The 17,459-nt window shown below is 54.9% G+C and carries 17 protein-coding genes (1 of these 17 cut by a window edge); 9 read left to right on the top strand and 8 right to left on the bottom strand.

From position 1 onward, the window contains the following. Positions 1–353: 353 nt before the first annotated feature. Complete coding sequence (locus Poly21_RS12580; protein WP_146407371.1) at positions 354–1,331, bottom strand: DUF4886 domain-containing protein; 978 nt, start codon at positions 1,329–1,331, stop codon at positions 354–356. Between the two features lie 417 nt (positions 1,332–1,748). Between Poly21_RS12580 and Poly21_RS12575 the strand changes: the two genes are divergently transcribed. After that, complete coding sequence (locus tag Poly21_RS12575) at positions 1,749–2,417, top strand: YoaK family protein (RefSeq protein WP_146407370.1); 669 nt, start codon at positions 1,749–1,751, stop codon at positions 2,415–2,417. Positions 2,418–2,473: 56 nt separating this feature from the next. Here the strand turns inward: Poly21_RS12575 and Poly21_RS12570 are convergent, their stop codons facing one another. Both Poly21_RS12570 and Poly21_RS12565 read right to left on the bottom strand, forming a co-directional pair. Then, positions 2,474–2,662 (bottom strand): hypothetical protein, encoded by a 189-nt coding sequence (locus Poly21_RS12570; protein ID WP_302118788.1) that lies wholly within the window; start codon positions 2,660–2,662, stop codon positions 2,474–2,476. 80 nt (positions 2,663–2,742) lie between these two features. Then, positions 2,743–3,138, bottom strand: a complete 396-nt coding sequence (locus tag Poly21_RS12565; RefSeq protein WP_146407368.1) for a DUF7133 domain-containing protein — start codon at positions 3,136–3,138, stop codon at positions 2,743–2,745. A gap of 1,030 nt (positions 3,139–4,168) precedes the next feature. Between Poly21_RS12565 and Poly21_RS12560 the strand changes: the two genes are divergently transcribed. Together Poly21_RS12560 and Poly21_RS12555 are read left to right on the top strand one after the other, a co-directional pair. Then, positions 4,169–4,732 (top strand): elongation factor P, encoded by a 564-nt coding sequence (locus tag Poly21_RS12560; protein WP_146407367.1) that lies wholly within the window; start codon positions 4,169–4,171, stop codon positions 4,730–4,732. Between the two features lie 146 nt (positions 4,733–4,878). After that, a complete protein-coding gene (locus Poly21_RS12555; protein WP_146407366.1) occupies positions 4,879–5,625 on the top strand; it encodes a platelet-activating factor acetylhydrolase IB subunit in 747 nt (248 codons plus the stop codon). Between the two features lie 23 nt (positions 5,626–5,648). Here the strand turns inward: Poly21_RS12555 and Poly21_RS12550 are convergent, their stop codons facing one another. From Poly21_RS12550 to Poly21_RS12540, 3 genes are all read right to left on the bottom strand, one after another. Beyond that, positions 5,649–6,440: a tRNA-binding protein gene (locus tag Poly21_RS12550; protein WP_146407365.1), complete on the bottom strand. Its 792-nt coding sequence runs from the start codon at positions 6,438–6,440 to the stop codon at positions 5,649–5,651. A gap of 168 nt (positions 6,441–6,608) precedes the next feature. After that, positions 6,609–7,964: an alpha/beta hydrolase family protein gene (locus tag Poly21_RS12545; RefSeq protein WP_146407364.1), complete on the bottom strand. Its 1,356-nt coding sequence runs from the start codon at positions 7,962–7,964 to the stop codon at positions 6,609–6,611. Between the two features lie 51 nt (positions 7,965–8,015). Then, on the bottom strand, positions 8,016–9,029 hold the full coding sequence (locus tag Poly21_RS12540) for a ThuA domain-containing protein (protein WP_146407363.1): 1,014 nt from the start codon (positions 9,027–9,029) through the stop codon (positions 8,016–8,018). A gap of 665 nt (positions 9,030–9,694) precedes the next feature. Here Poly21_RS12540 and Poly21_RS12535 point away from each other — a divergent pair. Continuing rightward, positions 9,695–10,900, top strand: a complete 1,206-nt coding sequence (locus tag Poly21_RS12535; RefSeq protein ID WP_146407362.1) for a DUF1559 domain-containing protein — start codon at positions 9,695–9,697, stop codon at positions 10,898–10,900. Between the two features lie 107 nt (positions 10,901–11,007). Further along, complete coding sequence (locus Poly21_RS12530; protein ID WP_146407361.1) at positions 11,008–11,205, top strand: hypothetical protein; 198 nt, start codon at positions 11,008–11,010, stop codon at positions 11,203–11,205. A gap of 134 nt (positions 11,206–11,339) precedes the next feature. Here the strand turns inward: Poly21_RS12530 and Poly21_RS12525 are convergent, their stop codons facing one another. Continuing rightward, positions 11,340–11,630: an SdrD B-like domain-containing protein gene (locus Poly21_RS12525; RefSeq protein WP_146407360.1), complete on the bottom strand. Its 291-nt coding sequence runs from the start codon at positions 11,628–11,630 to the stop codon at positions 11,340–11,342. A 48-nt stretch (positions 11,631–11,678) separates the two neighbouring features. Then, positions 11,679–12,596 (bottom strand): dockerin type I domain-containing protein, encoded by a 918-nt coding sequence (locus Poly21_RS12520; RefSeq protein WP_302118785.1) that lies wholly within the window; start codon positions 12,594–12,596, stop codon positions 11,679–11,681. Positions 12,597–12,756: 160 nt separating this feature from the next. On the opposite strand from Poly21_RS12520, the gene Poly21_RS12515 reads away from it, so the two are divergent. From Poly21_RS12515 to curA, 4 genes are all read left to right on the top strand, one after another. Continuing rightward, a complete protein-coding gene (locus tag Poly21_RS12515) occupies positions 12,757–13,431 on the top strand; it encodes an NAD(P)H-binding protein (protein ID WP_146407358.1) in 675 nt (224 codons plus the stop codon). Next, complete coding sequence (locus Poly21_RS12510; RefSeq protein WP_146407357.1) at positions 13,428–15,152, top strand: purine-cytosine permease family protein; 1,725 nt, start codon at positions 13,428–13,430, stop codon at positions 15,150–15,152. Before Poly21_RS12515 ends, Poly21_RS12510 begins: the two co-directional genes overlap by 4 nt. Continuing rightward, positions 15,149–16,651 carry a mannitol dehydrogenase family protein gene (locus Poly21_RS12505; RefSeq protein ID WP_146407356.1) on the top strand — a complete coding sequence of 501 codons (1,503 nt, stop codon included), beginning with the start codon at positions 15,149–15,151 and terminating at the stop codon, positions 16,649–16,651. Before Poly21_RS12510 ends, Poly21_RS12505 begins: the two co-directional genes overlap by 4 nt. Before the next feature lie 242 nt (positions 16,652–16,893). Continuing rightward, positions 16,894–17,459, top strand: the 5' portion of a protein-coding gene (curA, locus tag Poly21_RS12500; protein ID WP_146407355.1) for an NADPH-dependent curcumin/dihydrocurcumin reductase. Its footprint extends 475 nt past the window's final position; the window shows 566 of its 1,041 coding nt (coding positions 1–566); it begins with the start codon at positions 16,894–16,896; the stop codon falls past the right edge of the window.

Here is a 17,459-nt window from a genome sequence, read left to right as displayed (position 1 = left end):
TCTCGTCGATTAGCATCGCGATGGATTTCTTGGCGTTTGCCGTCGCTGTCAAGCGGGCGAACGAAGAGAAGGTGTCCGATGGAGAAGGACGCTGTCATCGTCGAAGATGAGTTGGAGTATTTTGGTGCGTACGTCTATGCCAGCAACCATAGGTATTGGGGGCCGCAAAACTTGACGCAATAGGCGTGGTCAACCTTCACTTAGATCTCCGATTCTTTCTGGTCAAGTTCAACGCTGCTCACATACCAGGGTGAACTGATTCCAAAAAATTCTCTGATACAATTCTTTGGCTTGCATGGTGATTCTCCTTTGCAGAGAATTCTACCGAAACCACGAAAATGCCGGATGAGGCCTTATTCATTGGGCTGAGCGGTGGCCACATCCCCGCCTTGCTGCGCCGCTTGATGAGCAATCGCTTGCAACTGTGCTGCAAACTCAGCATCCAGCTTTTTGGGCACAAAGCTATTGCCCACTGGGCTCTCGCCGTACAAGCATTCAAACCACACACAGGCACCCAAGTATTCACCGGCCACGTTCGCATGATGGCCGTCCATGCCCAACTGTGGCCTGCCATTGCGGTCGCTCCAGCGGTAGCCCACGTGCAGCGAGTGTTGTTGTTCGGGAAGCTGAGGAGGTTCGTAGTTGCCCGCATCGAATTCCGGAGACACGCAATACCCAATTTTCGTATCGTTGTCGGCCATCCAAAAGGCATCACCGACAGGAATGCGACGAGCCGACAGTTCCGCGGTGATCGTGTGATAGGCCTCACTCAGCCCTTCGTACATAGCCTGTTGGGAGGCCGGTTCCCCAGCGACCGGCTTGCGTTTACTGAACCGCGGGTCATCGACTCGGTAGGCCCAGGTCTGATGGACGAGTAACTTCGCTTGGGGCGCTTCGCGACGAATGATCTCTGCTAGCTGCTGAGCGTGGGGTCGATAGCTCTGGACATCATGACTCTTGATGCTGACCTGTTGAATCGTAACAAAGTCCCAGGGTTCGCTCCGTAATGCTTCCTGCAAGCTCTCTCCGCTCGCGTACCGTGCAGACTTATCCACCGGATCCTGCTCAAACGCCATCGCTTTGGTCGCGTGCTGTTCGAGTGAGGAGCCACCAATTGAAAGCATTTTGTGTGTTAGTTGGTGGCCTGACGCTTCGATGATTTCGTCCAAATACCGCGTAGCGTTGTGAGTGAAACTGTTACCGACGGTCAGAATGCGAATGTGTTTTTGCGGCTCACGCGGCTGAACCACGGGCGTTGCGGCAATTGCTGAAGGCACCAGCGCGAACACACAGTGGGATAAGAGAATCAATAACAGTAGTGATCGGAGCATGGTGGATGTCTTCGAAGGAGAGAAATTCGATCGGTTAGTTCGTGGAAAAAAGTATACCAGCCGATCGCGGCGGAAGCAGGATACTCAATCAGGCCGTCTCGTTTTCGAGGGCACTTAGCGTTGGGTTCAGCGTACCCTTAACTGTCTGACTGAGGGTCTTTGTGTACCGCCGTTGCCCTCCAACCCGGCTAGGCCTTTCAGATTCCGCTGACTCAAAGTACAGTCTTTGGCGTCAGCGATCTCGCCTGCAAGTGCGCTGGCTGTCTCTAGAATTCCATTCTGGTTCGAAGTCCTGCCTGATATATTTATGCCAATGAGTCGTCCCAGTTGCATAGCGGCGTTCGCGGGCGGTATCGGTTTCATAGCCGCATGTCGCGAGTCTCGGACTGATTCTAGACGACCAGGGTTGTTTCGGCCGTGATAACTAAGCTTCCTCGTTGGGTTGAAATTGGTGGTTTTTGGCTGTCGTGCATTGCGGGTGCGACAAATGCAATCGGCTTGCTTGGTTTCAGGTTTCAAGCGGTCTCCCATGTCACGGGAACGTCGACTTTACTCGGAGTATCTTTAGGAAGATTCAACGTCGTGGATACTGCACGATTGCTCGGCATCATCCTTTCGTTTGTGTTAGGCGCGGTGATTGCGGGTGCTCTGCTAGGAAACGCCTCTCTGAAACTGGGACGACGTTACGGCGTTGCGCTCGTAATGGAATCATTCCTATTGATTGGCGCGATGTTCGCGTTACTATCAACGGACTCGGTCCTCGGTCACTGCCTCGCCGCGACCGCATGCGGACTTCAAAATGGCATGGTCAGTACCTACAGTGGAGCGGTTGTCAGAACGACCCATGTTACGGGGCTACTGACCGACTTGGGCACGATGCTAGGCACTTGGTTTCGCGGGCACTCATTCAATGTTAGGCAGGCGGTCCTGTACCTACTTCTAATTACTGGGTTTGTAGTGGGAGGGAGCATTGGCGCACTGCTGTTTGATCGATTCCACGTGCTGGCAATGCTGTTTCCTGCTTCGGGGGCATTGATATTGGCATTCATTTACGGATGTTTAGCGACGCTCAAAACGCAAAACTAGCAGGTCTGGTTTTCCAAATTGGACTTGGGGCATTATCGATTGATCGCGAACCCAGCTCACTTGGCCGATTGCAGGAATGCCATGAGGTCCGAAAACTCGGGAATTGTCATCTGCTCCACCAAACCGGCGGGCATCACTGAAACATCGCTTGATTGCAAAATCTCCATCTCGTCCGTGGCGATCACGACTGATCGCTCAGCATTGACTTGAACCTCTATCGTTTCGGGAGTGCGATGCTTAATCATTGCGTTGTGAATATCGCCATCGACCGTCAGCACTCGCGATCCCTGGTAGCTTTGCTATTAACGCGCACTTGGAAACAAGATCACTTCCCGCAACGCATCCCGCCTCCGACTCGCTCCAATCCGCGTGATCTCCGGACCGACATCGTGTCCGACAAAACCAATGTAAAGACTCCGTCGCCGCCGTCATCAGTCAATCTCCAGATCAACGGAGGTGCGGAAACGAGTAAGTCGTTGCCGAGAAACAGTACGCCCTCGGGAAACACGAGTTGCTCGGCGGCTACGATGCGTTTGTCAAACTCCCCGTCACCATTGCTGTCGACTAAGCGAATCAGCCTATGAGGTTTCGTCTGGTTGTGTTTGACGATTGGCATGGTGACACCGGCCGACTCGGCAACGACCAGCCGTCCCTGATTATCCCAATCAGCAACGATTGGGCACTTGACTACCGACTCACCGGCAACCTTCTCGATCTGCAAACTTTGGCGAGCGTAAATTGGATTCCATCAATTTCGGTGGTCGTCCGTGGCGTTTGGGCTAGCCCGCTCTGCGAAATCAAGAGGGTTATTAACGATGAGTAGATCTAAAGCAAAAGGGGTCCATCCGGGTTTACCGTGGGTTTCGCCGCGGTGAGCCAAGTGTGGGGGATTTTCAAGGCATGGCGGTGGCGTCCGAAATTTTGTCACGCTGATGTCAACCGATCAGGTTTCACGTGCGGAAGGGGTGGAAGTACGCTCAGCCGCTGGGCGATTCTACAAGCAATATCCTGGTCGAACTGGACCCGAAAGGTGCCTTGGGCTGGCGGCGTCTGCGCCAGCCTTCAGCGTTATTTCTGCTACGGCCTCCTTCAATTCGGACGCCACCGCCATACCTCCAAAATCCAACATGCTGGATCTACCCACGATAATCCCGGATGGACCACAAAAGGGGGTGCTGGAGCATAGGTGCACTTGGTACGCGAGAGGTAAATCGAGCAGCTACCTAGGAAGCGGACGAGAGATGTGACGCTACATGCAAAAACTCGCGGCCACTGCCACCACGATAGAAAGCGCTGTCTTGGCTTGCGCAACTCAACCGAGGCGGTGCGATTGAGTGTCACCCTCAGAGGGAGAATCACACTATCCGATGAAGAAAAGGCGTTCGGAGGAACGTCGCTGCGGCTGGGCCATCATCCGGCGTGGGATCTGATCAACCAACCCGCTGTGAGCGATGGAACTGATCGAAGACGCAACGCAGTTCAACACGAATCGATTGAGATGGAACACTTGTTGTCAACGGCGATGCGGACAATTTTTGTTCGCTTTGGTGTGGTCAGAGCATCTCTTGACTGCGACCGATTCACGGTGGTCCCATTTGCTCCGCAAATCCAGTTGGCAGGGGCGGACCTCCCGCGAGAGTGCGTGTCGGTGGATTCTGGGAGAGGTGTCCTATCGCGGGAAACCCGGATGGATTATTACCGTAGTACCTCGGTCGTCAGACCAATACTTCACCATCCTCTCGAAGGCCAAAATGCTCGCCAAAGAACTCAAAACCGGCTCTGTTGTGGTCCACGACGGCAATCCGTGCGTGATCAAAGGAATCAACGTTCATTCTCCGTCGGCACGCGGTGCCGCCACGCTCTACAAGTTTCGCGCTCGGAATCTGATCACACGAAACAAGGTCGACTTCACGTTGAAGGGTACCGATATGATGGACGAGGCAGACTTTTCACGCCGCGATGTGCAGATGTTGTATTCCGACCAGACCCACTTATTCTTAATGGACAAAGAGGATTTCCAGCAGTACGAGATCTCTTTGGAAGACGCCGAAGAGGAATTGCCCTACATGACCGAAGGCTTGGAAGGTATCCGAGCGATGATCTACAACGATGCTTGTGTGGGCATCGAGTTGCCCGCTGCTGTGGAACTGACGATCACCCAGTGTGATCCCGGCGTGAAGGGCAATTCAGCAACGTCACGAAACAAACCTGCGACCCTCGAAACAGGCCTCATCGTCCAGGTTCCCGAATACATCAAGGAGGGCGAGCGGCTGAAAATCGATACCCGCACCGGTGAGTTCTTGGCTCGAGCTTAAGAGTCAACAAGGATGATACGGTGACCTGTCGGTCCCTCATCGAGCCGCGATGCTTGCTTCGGCGCCCGCATTGAATTAGCTTGTGTTCCCACCACGGTCCCGTGGTCCCACCATTTCCCTCCCTCCCCGTTGTAAGAGACGCTGAAATGCCTCGCCTTGTTTTGTGTCAGTTGCCAGTCCTCGTCACGCTTCTACTAGCCTCCGTGTGTGTCGCTCAGGAGGCCGTTCTCGAAACCGCAACGCCACCGAAGTCCAACACGGCGATCGTGCCGGTTCCCCGCGACGGGAATTGGATGAAGCGTCACGAGAGTTTTAATGAACGTGTGCAGAAAGGCAACGTTGACCTGCTGATGATCGGCGATTCGATCACTCACGGGTGGGAAGGCGCCGGACGTGAAGTCTGGGAAAAGTACTACGGCGATCGCAATGCCGTGAATTTAGGTATCGGTGGCGACCGAACTCAACATGTTCTGTGGCGTCTCCAGAATGGTAATATCGAGAATATCTCGCCCAAACTGGCCGTGCTGATGATCGGCACGAACAACTGCGGCAGCAATACTCCCGAGGAGATTGCCGAGGGCGTGGAGGCCATCGTTGACGAACTGCGAACCGAGCTCCCGAACATGAAGGTGCTCATCCTGGCGATTTTCCCTCGTGGTGAAGATGACACCCACGCGGGGCGTCAGGTGAACATGAAGGCCAACGAGTTGATCAAAGAACTAGCCGATGGCGACATGGTTTACTTCCTCGACATCAATTCAGCATTCCTGTCAGATAACCGCGTCCTAACCCGCGAGGTCATGCCCGACCTGTTGCACCCCAAACAAAAGGGCTACGCCATCTGGGCGGAAGCAATGGAACCCACAGTCGCCAAGCTGATGGGCGATTCCTGAGTGGGAGAGATTCACTCGTTCGCCTACGCTAATCTGGATCCGTTGGCGACTGACTGATCGGGGGTCGCCAGGATGACGGAGCCATCTTCGCAGTAGAAACCGAGGATGAGGAACTCGGACATAAACGGTCCGATTTGTTTCGAGGAAAAGTTGACAACACCAATAATCTGCCGGCCGAGCAAATTGTCTTTGGTGTAGTTCACGGTGATTTGGGCGCTCGTTCGCTTGGTGCCCAGTTCGGGTCCGAAGTCCACGGCAACCTTGAATGCCGGATTGCGGGCCTCAGGGAAATCGTCGACGGCGGTAATCGTCCCCGCCCGCATGTCGATGCTTTCAAACATCTGCCATGTCGCGATCCCCGTTTGCAGGCCCAATTCTGCCATCAAGAGAGCTATCACCTCTTCGACGCGTCGCTCGCGTGTCTCGGCCTTCTTCACCGACGACACACGCAGGCAGTTTGCACGTCGCTTACCCGCGGTCCACTGCTCCCAGATCCCCCTTGCTGCATCGTTAGCGTCGAGCGCCAGCTGCAACTCGGACGGCACAACGACCGATTCAGAATCAGCAATGTCAAAACTGATACTCGCGAGATCCCCTGGTGAAATGCCGCATGTCTTCTGCAGCTTCTTCGACACCATAAAGCACCACTTGCCCTTATCCGGCATCAAGCCACACTCGATGCGAACGCCGTTAATCTCACCTTCGATTCGCACTCGTTTCGACTTTCCAATGTCCAACTTGGACGCGATATGCTTTGGTAAGTAGACGAGCGTTTCGGTGATTTGAACGTCGAAGTTGTAGGGGTAATCACTCATGGTTTGATCGTTGACTCGGAACGCACCAGTCCGGCGATTGGGTAATGATTGCGATTTCGCTCGTGCCGGCGTCCTTTTAATCGCCCAGCCATAACTGGAGGGATGGACAGAGAACTCGAAACTGTCTCAGAAACCCTCGTGGATGAAAAGAGCCGAGGCGGGTGAAAGTCACTTCGAGAGTCGTACTGCGGCGGTGGGCGTTGATTGCAAACCCACGGTGTTGACCGTGATGATCTCGTATTGATGCGTCTCGCCGACGGCGGTTGCGTCGGTGAATTCCATTTTTTCAAGCGGCTGGGTAGGCGTATCGCTGTACTGCAAATTCTGAAATAACTGCCGACCAAAAGGGTTCTTGCCCCTGCCCGTGACGTCGGCGAGGGGTTTTCCGTCTCGCATTACGATGAACTTGGAAAGTCCGCTTTCGCTGTCGGCCTCCGCGTGCCAGCGCAACTGTTGACCGTCGACCTCAACACCCGTGGGAGCGGGCGGCGGAGAGGGATCGCTGACGTTCGTATCCTTGCAGAATTGCATCCATGCATTGGCGATACTTTCATCCGGCAACCAGCCCATGGTAAGTCGATCGCCATCGAACTGCGATGCTGGCGTCGCGGTAGTTCCGATCGGCTCGGTGAGCCAGGCGCCGTCGGGCGAAATCATTCGCAATGCTTCGCCATGATGGATCGGCAGCCGCAGCTCAAGACACTTATCAAGCCAAGGAATTGCCAGATAGCGAGAGTTTCCGCACTCGTGTGCCGTGAGCGGGTCAATCGCGATGCCCAACAATCCGCCGCTGCCCCGCACCTCTCTGAAGAATGCAAGGTTAGCGGGCCATGTGTTGGCGAACCGGCCTCCTTTCACACTCACGCCTTCTTTTGTCCCCAGATTGCACATCATAGGCACTCGCAGTGCAGCGTCTGGAACCGAGTGCGGTCGGATCTTGTCTCGATCGGGTTCGGCATCCAACAGCGGCACACCCGACCGCAGCCAGGCCGCGGCAACTCGCTCGGGCTGCATCATCACCAATCCCCCACACCAGTGTCCGCCGCCACTATGCCCCCAAAGAGCAAGTGGTGCAGCGGCGAGTTCAGGATGACCACACATCTTGCCAAGCTCGACAAGCCCCCGCTCAAACGCCGCGGCGGAACCATTTCGTGGATCACACCACATCTGGCAGTCTGCGTCCTGGGGCTGTTCGTAGGACGGAGACAGCAAGGCACAACCATGCTTTTTCGCCAGAGCTTGCCAGTGCAAATCGTAGGCTCCCGTCAAGCCTGATTTGCACGAACCCTCTCCACAGCCATGCTGATGCACGACGACGCCACGAAGCGTCTGCACACCCGCTGGAATCCAGACGGTGTAACTGACCGCGAAGCTCAATTTCCCAGGCTGGTCCGACGCTTCGTACCGAACGCGATAGTACGGCGGTTCGGCTACTGGGAATACATCATAGGGAGGCTGCTGCGCAACGGCGACAGTTGCAGCTAGTGCAAGAATAACGACAATCGATCTACAGACGAGCAGCATGATCTACTGTTGGTGAGAGCAAGAACAGCAAGGGTTTTGTTACGAATGACTTTATTGCCGTGACTCTGTCTTCAGTTTAAAGGGACGGCTGACGGAGTTGCCTGCATCGGGAAAGTCACCCGGCAGTGATTGAGTGACTTTGCCGGTGGCGGCCCATTCGCAACCACGCGTCAATGTAACGATGAAGTCAACGCCCTCGCATGAGTAGGAGTCATGGCCCAATGTCGTATGAAAAACGCGTCCTTTGCCGTAGTCGACCACCATCAGTATCGGTTCATGACGGTCAGTCGGTGCACGCCCTGATTGATCCTTGCCTGTTGCCAGAATCGTCATATTCTCTGCGGGACCTCGGAGTTTAGCATAGCACTCGTCCTTCGCCGTCAGCCAGCTTTCAGGCAGCCCGGACATAATCGGATGATCGGTGTCACGGACAGTGACCAGGATATTGTTCTGCGGACCGTGGGATCCGACCCCGCCCGGTGATGCGTCCCGGGTCAGCTCTCCATCGTTTGAGTAATAGACGTATTCCCCCGAGTCCTGGTCGCGGCCGCCCCAACCGCCAAGGCCGATCATTTTGTTGTACTCGGTCCATTGACCAAATGAGTTGTCCGCCGCGTGCACCGAAACAAACCCGCCGCCGTTGCGCAGGTAGTCTTCGAGAGCCCGCTGGGTCGGTTCAGGCCAGTCCGCCGCGTTGTTACCAAAATTCGAGATGATGACATCATATTGAGAAAACGGTGGCGAGAACTCCGGGTCCCGCTTGGGGGCCGGCAGATCTTGCGTTTCTCCGGCTCCCGCCAATGGCAGAAAATCTTTTTCCCGCTTTCCATTCCACGTGAACTGAGTGCGGACGACATCGACTTCAAACAGGTCTGTTTCTTCCAAGTACTGCCGAATCATGATTGTCGATTTGGGCCATACATGGTGATTGTTTTGGCCGTCGACAATCAACGCTTTTAATTTTGGTTCCGCTGTTTGGGCAGCGGCCATCTCAGCACCAGCCAGACAACTACACACTAACCACGCCAGTCCACAGCTCAGCGCCAACCAGGAGCGAATTTTCATCTCTCAACTTACCTTTTGCAAACGGCCGGAGTTGTTTCGACTAGCGATTTCGCTTACCAGTGGCCGGGACCGGTGAGGATGTCGGAACGCTGTAATGGATGTCTGCATGTTTGCGAGCGCAAATTCCACAACGCCAATCACAGCAGGAAGCTCGCGATTGTACTTTGCTGGGATCTCACAGGCCAGCATTCGAGACGGATCATGAGCAGGGATCGAAACAACAACAGCCTGCTTGGCAGCTGATTATCGTAAGCAGAGACGCGTGGCGACCGGCCCCAGGACGTTGCCTAAGCCCGGGCGTCACTCCGCTCACCCGAGTATTGCCAAAGCCACGGAAGTCGATTCGATGACTATCAGCCGGACGTCTCCGCTGGACTCTCCAGGGTCTATCGCGTCTACGGATAACTTCCGGCTGAATGCTGAGTTGAACTTACGGCTCTCTTCGCCTACGAGATTTGTTGGCACCGCGAGCCTCCGAGGCTGTGAGCACTTCGTACCGCGAACGGGCAAAACCGCTTAAAGGAACAAATCCTTCCCTTGCAGACACGCAGTGCGCAAATCGTTATCCTCGTGTCGCAAATCGTCATCGATCTTTATGAGAGCGTCGCTATTCTCGGAATTAGTCTTGTCTATGACTTCTTTTCTTTGTGTGGTGAGTACTCGATATGAAAATCGAAAAAAAGCGTCCTCGTTCGGGCTTTACGTTAGTCGAGCTACTTGTTGTGATCGCCATCATCGGCGTGTTGGTAGGGTTGCTGCTGCCGGCGGTTCAAGCCGCTCGAGAAGCGGCGCGGCGAATGAGTTGCAGCAATAATTTCAAGCAGATTGGCTTAGGCATTCACAATTATCACTCCGCCTACAGCAAAATTCCAGCCAATGGGATCGGAACCGTTTCGGAGCCCCGGGTGGGGACAGCGTGGTGGTCGAGCCACGCTGGGGTCAACAACCGGCGGGCGAGCACCTTGGTTGGCATTCTCCCTTTCGTTGAGCAGCAAGCGATCTGGAATGTAATTTCCAATCCCTACGACGACGGAAATGGCAATGTCTTTCAGGCAATGGGACCGACCCCCGACAATATTGACTATCGGCCTTGGACCCTCGAGATACCGACCTATCGATGCCCGAGTGACCCGGGTGTTGGACTGCCCTCGCTCGGGCGTACCAACTACGCCGCTTGCCTCGGTGATAGCACCTGGCAGGTGCATGTCGGCCCCTGGGCTGGTCATCGGCAGGAACCAGCACCGAGCAATCGCATGCAGTGGATGCAAGCAAGCTCGCGAGGATTCTTTCGCCCATTTGACTATCGCGGCAAATTCCGTGACACGCTCGACGGGCTCTCCAATACCATTGCGATGGGTGAGATCGTCACCTACCTAGGCAATAGCGATGCTCGTGCAGTGCTGCCCAACGACGGATCGATGCTGGGAAACAACAGTGGCTCGATGGCAGCTATCCGTGACAATCCAAGTGCCTGCGACACATTTGTTGATCCGGAAAGGCCTCGGTTCTGGCTCAATGGTGGTTCTCGTGAGACGCGCGGTCGTGGCTACCGCTGGGCTGATGCAAAGATCATGTTCACCGGATGTTTCACCATTTCGCCCCCCAACAGCGTTTATTGCAGTCGTCATAATGGAGACGATTTGGCGGGTACAGCTCCCATGTCGAGCCAGCACCAAGGGGGATGCAATGTGCTCATGGCCGACGGCGCGGTGAAGTTCATCACTGACTCCATTGAGGCTGGCAACCGCAGCGCCGGTAACGTGTGGCATAACGGTACCGGAATCCAAGCTCCAGGGCGTCAAAGTCCCTATGGATTATGGGGTGCCCTCGGAACTCGCGCGAGTCGAGAATTGATCGACGAAGCGTTCTAGCGCCACCGGATTGATTATCCACAGCAATTCGTATGCTCGCGGGCGAGCCGCACGAGGCTCGGCCCGCTTTCCTCTTCCAAATTCAATCACAAATTCTCTCCAGTTTTATGAAATCTTATTGCGGCTTACTAATCTGCATGACATTGCTCAGTTCAACAGCCCTACCGGGCTGCGGCGGCTCAGGGCCAACCTCCGTTACCGAGGGCGTCAACCAATCCGACATTGACGCCTACAAACAAATGGAAAAGGAGCTCAACGCTGAGACGGCGGCCGATTTCCAAGAGGATCAAGGGCGACTCCCATGAGTGGTATCTCAGCATGTAGCTATGTTTACCGATCCTGAATCTGCCTGACCTTACTTGACCGTAGGTCGGAATTTTTATTGTCCCTAGCGAGCCATCCATCGCTAGGGACAGGTGCGCCGACTTCGAGCTTGCCACTATGTCAGCCTGACGTGAAAATTGATCCTTCGGACGTTTTCATTGGCTGCCGAGAGGAGAACGTCAATGCGGTCTTCGCCAAGAACCATCCATGCGTCCGACGTGGCGATCTGCACTTGATAGGCTCCCGCATCGGTAATTGAGTCAAACGAATACTTGCCATCGGCGTTGGTTGAGGTCTGTGCGACCACGTTCCCGTCGCCGTCGAGCAACTCTACGTCGATACCTTCGACTCCTGACGTTTCTCCGATTGGACGTTTGGGACCGGCTTGGGAACGAGAGCCTTTCAAACCGCCGTCGTCACCACGACCATCTGGTCTTGAACCAGCAAGTTCAGATCAGCCTCGTTCAATTCGTAGCGAAACTCGCCGAGTGTACGTGTATTCCCCAACCGTCTGCGAACCATCGTCGACACGGAGCGCCAAAATTCGGCTGGCCACTTCCTCACCCAACGCTAAACTCACAAATGAATCATCGCTCGAAGACAACGTAGCGAGAGAATTCTCGAGCGCAGCATCGAGTTGGGTTTGCTGATCAGGATACAACTCACTGAGCACTGTGTAGGCCGCTCCCGTGGCGGCCATTTCTGCCGATATGTCGGTTTCAGAAACGACGATCTCGCCCTCATAGTCACCCTCGTGGTCATAGAAAGTGCCCTCGGAATTTCCCGAGGCGATGGCGACCGCATCGAAGATCGCTAAATTGAGGATCGCATAGGATCGCGACGCGTAGCCGGGGTTTTGATTCTCCACGCTGTCGGCGAGCACTTCACCGAAGACATCGTTCCAATTAAGCACGGTGTCCACGCTTTGCTCGGACGCCGTGGGCTTGTCGGTCGTCGGATCCTCCGTGGTGGGATCAGGACCCGATTGATCAGGGCCCGATTGATCAGGGCCGTTTCCGGGACCCAGTGGCGATGCACCAATTCCATCGGGCGCGCGACTGAGATGATTGATGACCATCAATGCGTCGAGCGCGGACTGGCGACCGTCATTATTGACGTCGGTCCTGCGACCGCGAGCGAGCTCCATACTGTCTCCACCATCGATCTCAAGTCCTTCACCGTCGTCGGTTTGGCGATTCATTTCATTGATAATGGTCAGGGCATCCACAGCCGAGACAATCCCGTCTTCGTTGACGTCTTCAGGTACCGCCGCGTTATGAAAAATATTCGCTGCTAGAAGTTGCCGGGTTTCCAGATTCTCAGCCCGCAGTCTTCGTCGCCAGGACCTATGCCTGCGGGGCTTTCGAGACAAGAGTTCAATCCAACGGAAGCGTCAGTTTCCGGCAGTCTTGGCAATGTTGCTGCAAATACGCTCCTATGTTTACGCTACGATGGAGAGCATCTCGTCATCAGTAGGCATCGCGGGCTGAGGCGGCCGGCAAGGCAACTCAATCGAGAACAAGGGAAGTTTAATGACAATCATCGCAGTGACGGCTGCCAGTGGTCAGCTTGGTTCGGAGATCGTCAACGCCGTAGTCGACATTGTTGGTCGCGAGAACTTGGTCGGGCTTGCCCGGACGCCAAGCAATGCTGAGTCACTCGGTATTGAAATTCGTCCCGGCGACTACGAGTCTCCACAGGATTTGCAAAGATCTCTCGAGGGTGTGGGGTCGGTGCTACTCGTCTCCGGAATGGCCGCACCTGACAGACGAGTCACGCAGCACCGCAACGTGATCCAGGCGGCATCGCGGGCAGGGGTGAGCAAGATCGTCTACACCAGCATCCAAGGTGCCGAGGAGAACACGGCGTTCTCCCCAATCGTTCAGAGCAATCGACAGACTGAAGATGATGTTCGCAGCAGCGGTCTCCAATGGGTGATTGGTCGCAACGGCATCTACATGGAACCCGACGTCGACTATATCGAGACATACCGGCAACGCGGTGAAATCGCAAACTGTGCTGGCGAGGGTTTGTGCGGCTATACGACGCGTCGCCAGTTGGCTTTCGCTTACGCACGAATGCTAACTGAACCGAAGCACCACGCGAACACTTACAATCTGCATGGCGTCGCAAACCCTGATAGACTGAGCTACCAAGTCAACGTCACCCAGACGCTTTCTCGCAAGCAAACTGTGCGAAGTCCATGACCGACAGAAGCGATACCCTCGCGATATCCGAAATCAATCCTGAGCAGCTACCGGTCGCTGACCACGAACTCCATGGGTGGACACATTTTGCGGGACTATACGCGGGCGAGCACGTCGCTGCGACTGAGTTTGTTATCGGCGCCACCTTCGTTGCGCTGGGGGCGTCGACGAAGGACATTCTAATCGGGCTTTTGATTGGCAATATACTGGCAATTCTCAGCTGGACTCTGATTACGACGCCGATTGCTGTTCAGACGCGTTTGAGTCTCTACACGTATCTTCACAAGATCGCTGGAGATTCGATGAGCAATTTGTACAACTGGGCAAATGTGCTCATCTTCACAGTGATCTCAGCGGCCATGATTACGGTCTCGTGCACCGCCGTGCGACTGTTGCTGGGCATCCCGGCGCAATTGCAATGGTATCCCACCGACGGGTTATTCGTCCTGGTTGTCTTCGCTGTGGGCATGATCGTCGTGCTCGTTGCCATGTTCGGGTTCAATGCCGTCGCCGAATTTTCAGGGCTGTGCGGGCCTTGGTTGGTCGTGATGTTTGTCAGCGGTGCGTTTGCTCTCTTTCCCGCGCTCTGTGACGCTGTGCTGGGTCGGACTCAATTAACAGGTTTCGCCGATTTCATCGCAATTGGCGACCAATCCATCTGGACGGGCACCAACAGTGACGGCAAACCTGGAATCGGTTTACTCGAGGTGATTGGTTTCGCTTGGGCAGCCAACACGATCACCCACTTTGGTCTGATCGATATGGCATTGTTGCGATATGCCAAAAAAACCGTCTACGGACTTTGCACCAGTGCCGGGATGTTGTTCGGCCACTATATCGCCTGGATCGCGGCGGGCATCATGGGTGCAGGCACGGCGGTACTGATGAAATCGACCATCGTCGAACTGGACCCAGGCGACGTCGCCTATCGAGCATTGGGCTTATCGGGTTACGTGATCGTGATTATCGCCGGATGGACAACCGCCAATGCGAACCTCTATCGAGCGGGCTTGGCGGCACAAGCGATTTTTCACAACCATTCGCGAATGCGGGTGACCTTTGCCGTGGGCGTCGTAACCGTTGTGATCGCCTGCTTTCCCTTTGTCTATAAACAAATATTGCCGCTGCTGACTTACGCGGGACTGCTTGTCGTTCCTGTAGGCGGAATCGTGTTCGCGGAGCATGTCATCTTTCCGCGGATTGGTCTGACCCGATATTGGGTGAAGTATAAAGGGCTCACGCACAGCACTCCGGCGGTGGCATCATGGGCGTTGGGTTTGGTGTTTGGGTTTGGGCTCAATTACCTGCAGGTCATGTCGTTTTTCTACCTATTCGTGCCAACCTGGGCGTTCACGATCGTTGTCTATACGGTTCTTGCGAGCCGATACGGGGCGAGCGAAAGCTACCCGGTGGAGGAGGCGGCCGAGCGGGATAGAGATGTTGCCATCAAAGAATATCAAACACAGCAAGCCCTCTCCCAAGGCACCCACGTTGACGATGATTCAGCCATGTCCAAAGCATTGCGAGTCGTCAGTTGGAGTGCACTCGCAGCAACCCTGATCTTGGCTTCGGTAGTGATGTTCGCCAGCCCGGACATGATTGCCTACGAGCGCAACGTTGCCGTTTTCTACACGTGGGGCTTTGTTTCGACGATCGTCTATTTCGTCTCTGCCTACTGGGCACTGCAACGAACGAAAAAACATAATCAGGTGCTACCATGAATCCACCGCTGCCCTTGAGCGAGAAAATCCTTTCGCGTCTCCCCAGTGAGATCGTGCGTCCGACGTACGACCGCAGCCGAGTGAAGACGGGAATTGTTCATGTGGGCGTTGGAGGATTCCATCGCTCGCACGAAGCCTTTTATACCGATCGTTTGCTGCAGTCCGAAAATGCTTCAGAGTGGGGGATTTGTGGCGTCGGGCTGCGTGATGCAGACCGCAAAATGGCCACGCTCCTCAAACAGCAAGATTACCTTTACACGCTGCTTGTCAAAGATTCCGATGGCAATATTGAATCGCGGGTCATCGGGTCCATCGTCGATTACATGATGGGGTGCGACGACCCGGCAGCGGTCATTGACCGCATGGCCCATCCTGAAACGAAAATCGTTTCGTTGACGATCACCGAGGGTGGATACAACGTCGACGCCGAAACCGGGGAATTCGACACATCGAATCCTGATGCCCAACACGACGTTAGAAATCCATCGCAACCCCGGCTGGTCTTTGGGTTCCTGACGGCGGCGTTACAGAAACGTCGAAAAAGTGGACTGCCACCGTTCACGATTCAATCTTGCGATAACATACAACACAATGGTGACTTAACGCGGAAAATGCTTGTCGGTTTCGCTCGGTTGCAAGACGAGGAATTAGCTGGCTGGATCGAGCGTGATGTTAGCTTTCCCAATGCGATGGTCGATCGTATCACACCAGTGACAACGGAGGCCGACATCGAGTACCTGCGATCTCAGTACAACCTGCGTGATGACTGGCCGGTTGTTTGCGAACCGTTCTGCCAGTGGGTTGTCGAGGACTGCTTCTCAAACGGCCGCCCCAATTGGCAAGACGTCGGCGTGCAATTTGTTCCCGATGTTTCGCCATACGAAAAGATGAAACTGCGTCTGCTCAATGCGGGGCACTCGGTCTTAGGCATTCTCGGCAGTGTGTTCGGGTACCAAACGATCGACGAGTGCGTTGGCGATGACCTCTTCCGTAGCTACCTCCGGCAGTTCTTCGACAGAGAGGCAACTCCCGTGCTCGATGACGTCGAGGGTATTGATCTCGACGAGTACAAAGCGACGTTGATCCAGAGATTTGGCAATCCAAACATTCGCGACCACTTAGCCCGAATTTGCTTAGAGAGTTCGAGCAAGTTGCCGGTCTTCTTAATTCCGACGATCCGCGAGAACCTTGCTCGCGGTGGCAGCATTCAATACGCAGCGTTCGTTGTGGCAACCTGGTGCTACTACAGCGACAAACAGGCTGATCGTCACGGCCAGCAGCTTGATGTGAAGGACGCGTTCAAAAGCGAGTTGCACCGCGCAGCGACCGCAACCAGTGAAAATCGTCTATCGTTTCTAAAATTCAAACCTGTGTTCGGTGACTTGGCTGAAAATGAGCGTTTTGCAAAGACCTACACTGAGATGATCGACCGAGTTTATCGCACCCCCGATGTTACGAAACACATGCGAGCAATCATGGCCAATGAAATTGGATCCTGAATCACAACCGCTCACGCGTGCGACGACCGGCACCGCCTGATTGCTCGATACAGTGCTGCCGCATGCGTTTCGCCCGTGAGTTAGTTCGCGATCCGAATCGGCAGTGACGACGTGGCCTCGCCGACAAAGCTTTCCTCGCATTCAGACAACTAACTTTGAATAATTGACTCGTTCGACAGAAGTCCATTTCGATTCGAGCGAGTCCACCTAACTTGTATTTCGCTATTCTGAAAGAGTTAATAATGCCACAAGCTCGTGATACCAATCGCCAAGTCCTGTTGAATTCCCGTCCCCATGGAGCTCCCACGCCAAGCAATTTTCGTTTGGAAAACAGTGAATTGCCGACCCCAGCGGATGGGCAAGTTTTATTACGAACGGTTTACCTTTCTCTGGATCCCTACATGCGTGGCCGCATGAGCGACGCACCTTCGTACGCTCCTCCTGTTGAGGTAGGCGAGGTGATGGTTGGCGGCGCCGTCTGTCGCGTCGAGCAGTCGAGGGACCCCAACTATGCGGAAGGCGATTGGGTATTGGCCAACACCGGTTGGCAAGACTATGCGGTATCTGATGGAAAGGGTCTGATACCGCTGGGACAGCAACTGGATCACCCGTCGCGATCGCTGGGTGTACTGGGAATGCCCGGCTTCACCGCGTACATGGGCCTGCTCGACATCGGTCAGCCCCAACCTGGTGAGACAGTCGTCGTTGCTGCGGCAACGGGAGCGGTCGGCTCTGTCGTGGGCCAACTGGCTAAGCTCAAAGGCTGCCGCGTCATCGGAGTTGCAGGGGGAGCAAAGAAATGCAAGGC

Origin of the sequence: Allorhodopirellula heiligendammensis (assembly GCF_007860105.1) — a bacterium.
Lineage (GTDB): Bacteria > Planctomycetota > Planctomycetia > Pirellulales > Pirellulaceae > Rhodopirellula > Rhodopirellula heiligendammensis.
Note: the sequence above shows the minus strand (reverse complement) of the source record. Positions and strands in the feature narration are given on the sequence as shown.

Bases quoted from the DNA above. Each gene is read 5' to 3' on its own strand.
- Poly21_RS12545 (WP_146407364.1), bottom strand. From the start codon at position 7,964: ATGCTGCTCGTCTGTAGATCGATTGTCGTTATTCTTGCACTAGCTGCA.
- Poly21_RS12515 (WP_146407358.1), top strand. From the start codon at position 12,757: ATGACAATCATCGCAGTGACGGCTGCCAGTGGTCAGCTTGGTTCGGAG.
- Poly21_RS12580 (WP_146407371.1), bottom strand. From the start codon at position 1,331: ATGCTCCGATCACTACTGTTATTGATTCTCTTATCCCACTGTGTGTTC.
- Poly21_RS12560 (WP_146407367.1), top strand. From the start codon at position 4,169: ATGCTCGCCAAAGAACTCAAAACCGGCTCTGTTGTGGTCCACGACGGC.
- Poly21_RS12530 (WP_146407361.1), top strand. From the start codon at position 11,008: ATGAAATCTTATTGCGGCTTACTAATCTGCATGACATTGCTCAGTTCA.
- Poly21_RS12550 (WP_146407365.1), bottom strand. From the start codon at position 6,440: ATGAGTGATTACCCCTACAACTTCGACGTTCAAATCACCGAAACGCTC.
- Poly21_RS12555 (WP_146407366.1), top strand. From the start codon at position 4,879: ATGCCTCGCCTTGTTTTGTGTCAGTTGCCAGTCCTCGTCACGCTTCTA.
- Poly21_RS12540 (WP_146407363.1), bottom strand. From the start codon at position 9,029: ATGAAAATTCGCTCCTGGTTGGCGCTGAGCTGTGGACTGGCGTGGTTA.
- Poly21_RS12510 (WP_146407357.1), top strand. From the start codon at position 13,428: ATGACCGACAGAAGCGATACCCTCGCGATATCCGAAATCAATCCTGAG.
- Poly21_RS12535 (WP_146407362.1), top strand. From the start codon at position 9,695: ATGAAAATCGAAAAAAAGCGTCCTCGTTCGGGCTTTACGTTAGTCGAG.
- Poly21_RS12505 (WP_146407356.1), top strand. From the start codon at position 15,149: ATGAATCCACCGCTGCCCTTGAGCGAGAAAATCCTTTCGCGTCTCCCC.
- Poly21_RS12570 (WP_302118788.1), bottom strand. From the start codon at position 2,662: ATGATTAAGCATCGCACTCCCGAAACGATAGAGGTTCAAGTCAATGCT.